The organism is Aureisphaera sp., from assembly GCF_059726885.1.
In genome coordinates this window covers 1732717-1742244 of record NZ_AP041051.1, presented here as the reverse complement: position 1 = coordinate 1742244, position 9528 = coordinate 1732717, and the positions used below count along the sequence as shown (strand labels likewise).

General features: G+C 39.4%; 10 protein-coding genes. 7 read left to right on the top strand and 3 right to left on the bottom strand.

All coding sequences use genetic code 11. The annotated features are described in order from the left end of the window. Positions 1-21: 21 nt before the first annotated feature. Together AC6JAD_RS07620 and AC6JAD_RS07615 are read right to left on the bottom strand one after the other, a co-directional pair. On the bottom strand, positions 22-816 hold the full coding sequence (locus tag AC6JAD_RS07620; RefSeq protein ID WP_461304647.1) for a helix-turn-helix transcriptional regulator: 795 nt from the start codon (positions 814-816) through the stop codon (positions 22-24). Between the two features lie 404 nt (positions 817-1220). Continuing rightward, the gene (locus tag AC6JAD_RS07615; RefSeq protein WP_461304646.1) at positions 1221-1874 is read right to left on the bottom strand and encodes a response regulator; all 654 of its coding nucleotides are present in this window, start codon (positions 1872-1874) and stop codon (positions 1221-1223) included. A gap of 489 nt (positions 1875-2363) precedes the next feature. Here AC6JAD_RS07615 and AC6JAD_RS07610 point away from each other — a divergent pair, with 489 nt between their 5' ends. The 7 genes from AC6JAD_RS07610 to acs all read left to right on the top strand — a co-directional run bounded on the left by AC6JAD_RS07610 (position 2364) and on the right by acs (position 7700). Then, positions 2364-3101: a hypothetical protein gene (locus AC6JAD_RS07610; RefSeq protein ID WP_461304645.1), complete on the top strand. Its 738-nt coding sequence runs from the start codon at positions 2364-2366 to the stop codon at positions 3099-3101. 90 nt (positions 3102-3191) lie between these two features. Further along, positions 3192-3590 (top strand): hypothetical protein, encoded by a 399-nt coding sequence (locus AC6JAD_RS07605; protein ID WP_461304644.1) that lies wholly within the window; start codon positions 3192-3194, stop codon positions 3588-3590. Between the two features lies 1 nt (position 3591). Continuing rightward, positions 3592-3936 carry a hypothetical protein gene (locus AC6JAD_RS07600; protein ID WP_461304643.1) on the top strand — a complete coding sequence of 115 codons (345 nt, stop codon included), beginning with the start codon at positions 3592-3594 and terminating at the stop codon, positions 3934-3936. Next, entirely contained in the window at positions 3933-4382 is a 450-nt protein-coding gene (locus tag AC6JAD_RS07595; RefSeq protein WP_461304642.1) for a GNAT family N-acetyltransferase, read from the top strand. Before AC6JAD_RS07600 ends, AC6JAD_RS07595 begins: the two co-directional genes overlap by 4 nt. 56 nt (positions 4383-4438) lie before the next feature. Next, positions 4439-5170, top strand: a complete 732-nt coding sequence (locus AC6JAD_RS07590) for a VIT1/CCC1 transporter family protein (protein ID WP_461304641.1) — start codon at positions 4439-4441, stop codon at positions 5168-5170. Positions 5171-5215: 45 nt separating this feature from the next. Continuing rightward, positions 5216-5719 carry a GNAT family N-acetyltransferase gene (locus tag AC6JAD_RS07585; RefSeq protein ID WP_497866234.1) on the top strand — a complete coding sequence of 168 codons (504 nt, stop codon included), beginning with the start codon at positions 5216-5218 and terminating at the stop codon, positions 5717-5719. 73 nt (positions 5720-5792) lie between these two features. After that, positions 5793-7700 carry an acetate--CoA ligase gene (acs, locus tag AC6JAD_RS07580; protein WP_461304639.1) on the top strand — a complete coding sequence of 636 codons (1908 nt, stop codon included), beginning with the start codon at positions 5793-5795 and terminating at the stop codon, positions 7698-7700. Positions 7701-7792: 92 nt separating this feature from the next. Here acs and AC6JAD_RS07575 read toward each other — a convergent pair whose 3' ends face one another. Then, positions 7793-9490 carry a DUF262 domain-containing protein gene (locus tag AC6JAD_RS07575; protein ID WP_461304638.1) on the bottom strand — a complete coding sequence of 566 codons (1698 nt, stop codon included), beginning with the start codon at positions 9488-9490 and terminating at the stop codon, positions 7793-7795. Between the last annotated feature and the right edge of the window lie 38 nt (positions 9491-9528).

Genomic DNA, 9528 nt, shown 5'->3' with positions numbered 1-9528 from the left:
AAATTGATTGTTAATGTCACATTAAAAGGAGCTTAAGAAGTTATCCAGATGTATTCCGGTATCTAGGTTGAGCTTTTTCCGCAACCGGTTTCTGCTCATCTTTACGGAAGAAGGATTGATATTTTGAAGCATCGCGATTTGCTTGGTATCCAAATTCATTCGAATAAGCGCACAAAGCCTGATGTCTGTTTTGGTCAAATTGGGATGTTTCTCCCGTAAGTTTCCATAGAAGGAACTTCCGAGCGACTCTACCTTTTCATAAAACAGCTCACTACTTTCATCAATCTTAATTCTATATTGAATTTCATTCCGCAGATGGTCCAGTGCTTCTTGTTGTTTTTTTCCAGTCGTATTTTGTAGGGCCTTAATCTTATCTAAAAGTTCTATGGCCCATTCTCTCTTTTGTGAAATTTCTAAGGCAAAGTTTTTAAGGTCTTTATTTTTATTTGCCACCTCTTTTTCCAGCAAGTTATTTTTACACTTATCCAGTTTTATACGTCCCAACAATTTTTGGAATACTATAAAGAATAGGATTATAATCAAGGCTGCAATTCCTATTACAACCATTAGAGTTTTCGAATATCCTGTCGATGCTTTTTCCAGTGCAACTGCAGGCTGTTCATTTCCCTGCGATAAAGACAAACTATCTTGGAGCTTCTCATTTTTAAATTCAATACTTCGCTCCAGTTCTTGAGTTTTGCCAGTATTCGGAGTGTTAACTACAGAATCATTTTTATATGACCGCTTGTCATGGGCGTGTAATAAGCTGCTTCCAATAAGTAAGGTTACAATCAAAATTATGTTTGGGGTTTTCAAAACGTTTCTTTTTTAGGGTTATGAATTTTGTCATAGTCATCACACTTGTCCACTTCTGCTTTTCGTCTTTTAAGCGTAAGGCAAAAACAGTATGAAATACGAAATCCAGAATGGGTAAACTGGAACGGTTCATTACTTTCAAAAAATTAGTTATAAGAAATTAGCGCTCCCTCAGATTGGGGGAGCGTTGATATGTTTTAAGATTACAAATACGTAATGGGGATAAAGGAGGGGATAATTTTTTCATCTCAAGGGTCTTAATTGTTTTACCCCTAAACTATAGTGGATAACCCTTCAGAAAAATAACTACTAGTGCTTATTATGTAAGCAATAGTAGGTAAGTATTATACTTAATACCACCTACCATATAAGTAGCGCTACTTATATACCGTGAAAATTGATGCTTATAAACCAGCAATGATATCCTTATTCATCACTGCCCAAATGGACAAGGAATTTGTGCCTTTTGCGAGCCCCAATTTATTGATAATGTTGGCACGGTGCTTATCAATGGTTCTTACCGAAACCCCAATTTCTGCAGCGATGGCTTTTGAGGATTGATTTTGGGAAATGCGCTTCAAAATTGAAAATTCTGATGCAGTCAAACGATTCAATAACTTAAGACCGTGTTCACTGTGATCCAGTAATTCGCTTGAAAGCGATGGGCTGTAAAAAGTCTTATTCTCCATGACTGCCTTTATACAGGCTTCGATAGTAAAAAAAGAATCCTCCTTCAGAAGGTAAGCAGGTATTTTTAAAGCCTTGGCACGCTGTACAATCTCCTTCTCCTTATGATAGGATAAAAGGATAAACTTAGTGTCCGAACGTTTTCCCTGAACTATTTTGAATATCTCGAAAGCATTCAGCATAGGCATTTCGATATCCAACAAGGCCAATTTGGGCTTATGCGTAAGAATGAGTTCAATGGCCTTCACGCCATCACTGGCTTGCCCAATGACATTGTAATTATGCTCCGTTAACTCTTCATATAAACCTTTCAATAACAGCGGGTGGTCGTCTGCTAATACGATTGATATATCTTCCTTTTTATATCCCATTTTCGAAGGGGGTTGTATTGCTTACCGTTATAACTTTACTATATTCTGCTTAGGCGAACACTTCATTCGATGATTTGAAAAGCACTGTAAAATGAAGCTTGGCTTCTAAATCAATTCATTAAAGGTATCATTTTAATCAAGAACCTTACAACTTTTTAAAAGTAGCTTATTTCTTTCATTTACCCAACTTGAGCACCCCTATCTTTAAAACGGCAAAGTTGCATCAGAGCAGAAGGGCTTTTACAACATAAATATGTAGGGCCGAACCACAAAAAAAATGAATTCGAGTTGCTACAATTGGTAGCTTTCACAACCTCCTAATACCGCATCGCCTCAAATCGAGTTTCAATAACAAGATAGTTCTGCAAATATTCTAGTCTGTAACCTTTTTGTATAACAGCTGTAACCCTTTTGTTAACTCTCATTTTTAGATGGCATAAAGGGGTATTTATAGTTTTACCGCAAATAACCTACAAACCCATTTCAATCATGAAAAAAATACTTATTCTCTTTGTATTTGTTACGGCTTACTCCTACGCCCAAGTGGGTATTGGCACGACGGATCCTCAATCCGATTTGCACATAGCCGGAGATAATTCTGAAGTACGTATTGATGGACTAAATGCAACCAATAATGCCAATAACAATGGAACAGACTTGCAACCCGTTTTTGTCGACGCCGATGGTGTACTTTCTTTGGTCACGTCCCCATCCTCAGCAGAATTTAAAATCAATGTGGAGGATGTAATAGACGAAGAAGTAGATACAGGACCTTTGGGACAAGCGAACGAAGAGGAAATTTACACCTCTTCTTCCTTTACCCTAACAAGGCCTGCTATTGTCACGGTTACCTACGGAACAGGAATTACCATCGAAGAGTACCAAGGAGGTCCCTCGACCGTAGTGCACGATGGCAAACCGAAACTATATCGACTATTTTTCAAACTCGGTAACGGTACGACCGCTTCTGGTAACTCCTACGCTAAAGTGGGACATACCTATACGAATAACGTAGATCCTCTGGCCACTGGAGAATCCGTGATTACAGGTTTTATCTATGTTACTGCCAGTGAACATCTGTACCTACCTGCAGGCACCTATAGTGTACACCTTTTTGCAAGGGTAATAGCAAGTACGGGTAGTGGTGGCGGAACCCCCATTGCTTCCGATAGTTTCACAGCCTATTTTGGTGGAGACTCTTATGTAAGGGTCCTTGTACATTATTAGCCCGGAAAGCCCATCCAATAGCATTCATACAAAACAGTATACTGCCTCATCCAAAACCTCCCTTTATGTGTATGTATAGGAAACAAACACATGAATTGGAGGTTTATCTTCTTTCTTTCTCCCATTGGCCTTCTTATGGGAGCTTTGTTAATGCAAGGGATCGGAAACCCGTGGATCCCGATTTTATGGATCCTTTTTTGCCTTCTGGCTGCCTATATGATGGTTCGCTATGATGTACAAAAAAGAGTTCCCTCGGCACTGGCAATCGGAACCCTTTGGGGTATCCTGTACGGTATTCTATGGTTCATTTTCTTTACTGCTTCCCCCGCCAATAACGTAATCTATAAAGCCACCTTTGGCAATCCAGATTGGATTTCACTTCCTTATTGGGTGCTCTTAACAGCCCTCACAACAGGCTTGGCAGCAGGCATTTTAATTGCTATCTTTACATGGATGCTTAAAAAAGTTGTTCCTGTAAAGACGCCTTAATATGACCTTCGAAGAATGTTTAAAACAGTATGACGCCATTATAGACACCCTTCCCGAAATTGATCGTTTGGGAAAGACCATGCCTTACACCTCATCTAATACGTATATGTATTCCTTGGTGAATAAAGCAGGCGAAATGGGGATTCGAATGAGCAAAGAGGATCAAGCTGCATTTTCTGAAAAATATCCAGGCACCGAAGTATACAAATCCTACGGTGCGGTAATGAAGGATTATGTCCATATACCCGAGGAACTCCTTTCAGATACCCAATTGGTAGGCAGTTATCTTAGAAAAGGCCTTGCCTATGTAAATTCACTAAAACCCAACCCAAGAAAAAAGAAGTGAATACTACCACACGAACCCACAGTGCGCATCCCAATTTCGTAAAACTAGTGACAGAACTGGATGCCTTCCTAACTATAGAAGATGGGGACATGCACGAATATTACGATCAGTTTAACGGTATAGAAAACCTGCCCTATGTCGTCCTCATAGATGAGAATGATGTTACAGTGGCCTGTGGTGCGATGAAGCCATTCGATGACCATTCGGTAGAGATAAAACGCATGTTCACCCAGCCTGATCATCGAGGTAAGGGACTGGGCCGAAAAGTGCTGGAAGAATTGGAGAATTGGGCAAAGGAACTTGGGTTTAATACCCTTGTCCTGGAAACCGGCGCCAGTTTCGATGCTGCCATTGCATTGTACAAAAAGTATGGCTTTACACAGATTCCCAATTATGGACAATATATTGGGGTAGAGAGTAGCCGCTGTTTTCAAAAACCCATCTAGCTTTCAGAAGGTATTTTTCGTACCTTGAAACTTCATTATAATCCGTACGTTTTCATATGCACAACGAAGATACATTGCATTCCAGCAAAGGTTTTCTGAACAAATACGAAGCCTACCTAGGTGAGTTCGTCTATGGAGGTATCGATGGTTGTGTAACTACCTTCGCAGTAGTTGCCGGTGCCGTGGGGGCAGGTCTGGACAGTGACATTATCATTATTTTGGGGTTTGCCAACTTACTGGCAGATGGTTTTGCCATGAGTGTAGGTGCCTATTTGTCTTCCAAATCGGAAAAGGACAATTACCAAAAACACAAGCAAGTGGAATATTGGGAGGTAGACAACCTACCAGACGTAGAACGGGAGGAAATCCGTGAAATCTATGCCGCTAAGGGATTCGAAGGCGAGCTTTTGGAACAAGTGGTCGAAGTCATTACTGCAGACAAAGACCGCTGGGTAGATGTAATGATGAAAGAAGAATTGGGCATGATGGAAGAAACCAAATCCCCATTTAAAATGGGACTGGTTACGTATCTAGCCTTTATCTCCATTGGCTTAATCCCCTTGTTAACCTACGTATGGGATTATTTTAAGCCTATTTCTGGCGATCGGTTTTTAATCACTTCTATACTCACCGCCATTGGATTCATCTGTGTCGGTTTTCTAAAAACCTATGTGACCGAAACCAAAATATTGAAAGGTGTTCTGGAAACCCTAGCCTTAGGAGCCATAGCAGCCCTCGTTTCTTACTTTGTGGGAGATCTACTTGAACAATTAATAGTAGGGTCTTAACTTCTTCTAGGTACAACAACTATGCATATCACGATATCAAAAGCTTTGGAAAACGAACTTTCGGAACTCCGGGAACTTGCCATTGTTACCTTTCAAAATACCTATGAGGCTTACAATACCCCGGAAAATATGAAGTCTTATATAGAAACACACTTCAATAAAAATCGTTTGCACGATGAACTTTTTAATGATGATATTCATTATTATTTACTTCGCGCAGACCATGATTTAGCAGGGTATATACGGTTAAATACAGGTCCCGAACAAACAGAATCCCGCTTTCCCAACAGCCTGGAAATAGAGCGTATATATGTAGCCAAAGCACATCATGGCAAAGGCCTAGGGCATGCGCTCCTTAAAAAAGCCATTGAAATAGGCAAAGAACTTGGGCTTGCATATATCTGGTTAGGGGTTTGGGATCAAAATACCAAGGCCATCCAATTCTATGAGCGCAATGGGTTTTACACAGACGGCATACATCCCTTTATGCTGGGAGACGAACCGCAACGTGACTATGTCATGAAATTGGATTTGAATTCAAACTATTAACGGACCATGCCCATAGATAAATGGATAATCTTGCATAAATTAGTTCTCTCATACTTTCAGAAATTACCAAGCAATGAGCCAATACCACATTAAAAACCTAGAAGAATACTTTCAAGTATACCGTAAAAGTGTGCGTGACCCGGAAATATTCTGGGAAGAAATTGCCGAGGAGCATTTTCAATGGAAACGAAAGTGGAACAACGTACTTTCTTGGGATTTCTCCAAGCCTGAAGTTTCATGGTTCGAAGGGGCACAGCTCAATATTACTGAAAATTGCATCGATCGGCATTTAGCTCATAGAGGCGACAAAACTGCCATTCTTTTTGAGCCCAACGATCCTAATGAACCTGCACAGCATATCACCTACAGGCAATTGCACAAAAGGGTATGTCAGTTCGCTAATGTTCTAAAGGATATGGGTATAGAAAAAGGTGACCGTGTATGCATCTATTTGCCCATGATTCCTGAACTGGCAATTTCCGTTCTCGCCTGCGCCCGTATCGGAGCTATTCATTCGGTAGTCTTTGCAGGGTTCTCTGCTACGGCATTGGCCACACGCATTAATGACAGTGAATGTAAAATGGTCATTACGGCCGATGGTTCTTTCCGTGGGGCAAAGACCATCGATCTAAAGGCAATTGTTGATGAAGCGCTCGAGTCCTGTGCCTGTGTGGAAAATGTATTGGTCGCCAAACGAATCCAATCGGATGTGCCAATGAAAGAAGGACGCGACCATTGGTTACAGCCTTTGCTGGATAATGCGTACAAAGATTGTGTGCCAGAAGTAATGGACGCCGAAGATCCATTGTTTATTCTGTATACCTCGGGATCTACGGGAAAGCCTAAGGGAATGGTTCATACCACAGCGGGATATATGGTATATGCTGCCTATACCTTCAAAAATGTATTTCAGTACGAAGAGGACGATGTGTATTGGTGCACAGCAGATATCGGATGGATTACGGGACACAGTTATATCGTTTACGGCCCCTTGGCAAATGGCGCTACTTCGGTGATGTTTGAAGGAGTTCCCAACTATCCGGATTGGGGGCGTTTTTGGGAAATCGTCCAGAAACATAAAATCAATCAGTTTTATACAGCACCCACAGCGATAAGGGCCTTGGCAAAGGAGAATCTAAGCCATGTCGAAAAATATGATCTATCCTCCCTAAAGGTATTGGGAACCGTGGGGGAACCCATTAACGAAGAAGCTTGGCATTGGTACAACGACAATATTGGAAAGAAAAATAGCCCCATTGTAGATACCTGGTGGCAAACAGAGACTGGCGGCATTATGATATCGCCCATACCATTTGCCACACCCACCATTCCTACCTTTGCCACTTTACCCCTGCCTGGGATTCAACCCTGCCTTATGGATGAAAACGGAAATGAGATCAAGCATCATCCGGCAAGTGGTCGTTTGTGCGTTAAATTTCCTTGGCCCAGCATGGCAAGAACCATTTGGGGCGATCACAAACGATACAAAGACACTTATTTCTCGGCCTTTCCCAACAAATATTTTACAGGTGATGGTTCCCTAAGGGACCAGACGGGATATTACAGAATTACGGGACGTGTGGACGATGTCATCATCGTTTCTGGCCATAATCTTGGGACCGCCCCGATTGAGGATGCCATTAATGAACACCCAGCTGTGGCAGAAAGCGCTATAGTAGGCTTTCCACATGATATAAAAGGAAATGCGCTCTACGGATATGTAATACTGAAAGAAGTGGGAGAAGGTCGTAATAATGAAAACCTGCGCAAGGAGATCAATCAATTAATCACCGAACGGATTGGCCCCATTGCCAAGTTGGATAAGATTCAATTTACACCGGGATTGCCCAAAACGCGCAGTGGAAAAATAATGCGTCGTATCCTTAGGAAGATTGCCCATAAGGAAACGGATAACCTAGGCGATACTTCAACATTGCTCAATCCAGAAGTGGTAGAGGCTATTATGAAGGAAGCATTGTAAGCGGGGCAATGCACCTCTCTATACATCGGTTTAGTATATGAAGTGCAGCATCCGGTGGGGTGCTATGATTTTATATACAATGTTATGCCACATTATATCACGCTTACATTATCAAATGACCATTTGTCTATCGCAAATTCATCTAATATTTTTTTGTGCCTCATATCGATTGAAACTTTAGTCCATTTTTCTTCATCAACATAATTTTTGATTTCTGCCTGTTGGTTAAGTAATGGATTGTTTTTATAGGATTTTAGTTTTTTCGAGAAGGCAATATTTCCGATTGATTTGTTATGAGAGCCTGAAATGAGCATTAAGTTTCCTAAACAGTTCAAATAGTCCTCTAAAAACTCTTGGTCATATTTGTTTTCTTTAGTTACTTGATAACCATTTGCTAAAGGGTCCTCGCCATCGGTAGGTGTTTGCGGTGAAATATGTTCTATTTGTTCATCCTCAATATTTCCGTTATTTATATCATATCCCTTATTTTGAATATGGTTTTCATATTTCCAAAGCAAATAGTTCAAAACACTATTCTTGTACATATACCCATTCAAATAATCGTACATTCTATCATCTCCCCAATAATAAGCATCATTGAATTTGTCTTTAAAACGAGTTCTTAATTTTTCTAAATTGCCATCGAAAGATGTCAATATCTCGTTTAATCGACTAATTAAGTCAGCACGACTGTTAATAAGCTTATATCGGAAAACCGCTATTTCGAGTATGTGATATAATATGTTTAGTTTTTTCTTATCCTCTCCGAAAAATTTATAACCCTTTATTACAAAGGGATAAACAAAAACAGGAATTGAAAGATTTCTTAAATCTTTTAGGTATTTGTCCGCAGAATTGTCCATTTTCTTGATGTTTGAAAATGATGTATGAAGTTCATCTGCAAAATCTTTAACCCACTTTACCTTGTTTTTGGAAGAGATAAGTTTTTCTTTAATATCTTCTAATGTCCTATAATTAAAGCCCTTGACATAAGCGTTACAATGATAAATTAAAACACTATCTTCATTTAGTTCCTTTAAATCATTAATTATCAGATAGATAAGCTTGAATATATTAGAGACATAAGCAACATTTGATTCCGTTTCTTCTTCTGGACTATAAACGTACATTTGATACATAAAATAGGATTTGAGTTTTTCCATATTGGTCAAATCCTTGCCTCGATTGTTCTGTAGTTCAAACATTAATGCAGAGTCCTTCTTTCCTGCAAGTTCTATACTTGTCAATTCAGTTTCCTCAACTTTGCTTAGAATTTTAAGTAATACTGAAGTTTCGAGTTTTTTCAGCTCTTTTTTGAAATGATTTTTCGCTTTCAAAATCCTTACTTGTGATGGTGTTGCTGTTGAAAATTTGTCTTTACCGTCAATAATTATACTCTCAAAGCAAGATTGGTCATATTCGACAATTCGAAGCTTTACATTTCCACCATTTTTTAGGTATATACTCTCTTTAATTTCGGGCTCAAATTCAAATTCGTCTTTCGCTTGTCTTGATTTAAGAACGTCAATAATTGATCTAAAAAATATGGAAAGGGTTGTAAGTCTTTGTTGTCCGTCAATTACTTCATAAGTGATATCTTTCTTTATTGTTTCAAAAAGTAAATTACCATAGAAATAATTATTGTCCCCATCTACTTGTTCTTTCAGGTCAGTTAAAAAAGTATTCCAATTATCTAAATCCCAAGAATACGCTCTTTGGTAGACAGGTATTATAAAATGTTTTTGTGAACTGTCAAAAAGCCCTAAGATAGTAGTTTGTTTAAATTGCATTTATGGTGTTAGTTTTAATGTGGTATAACTGAATATTA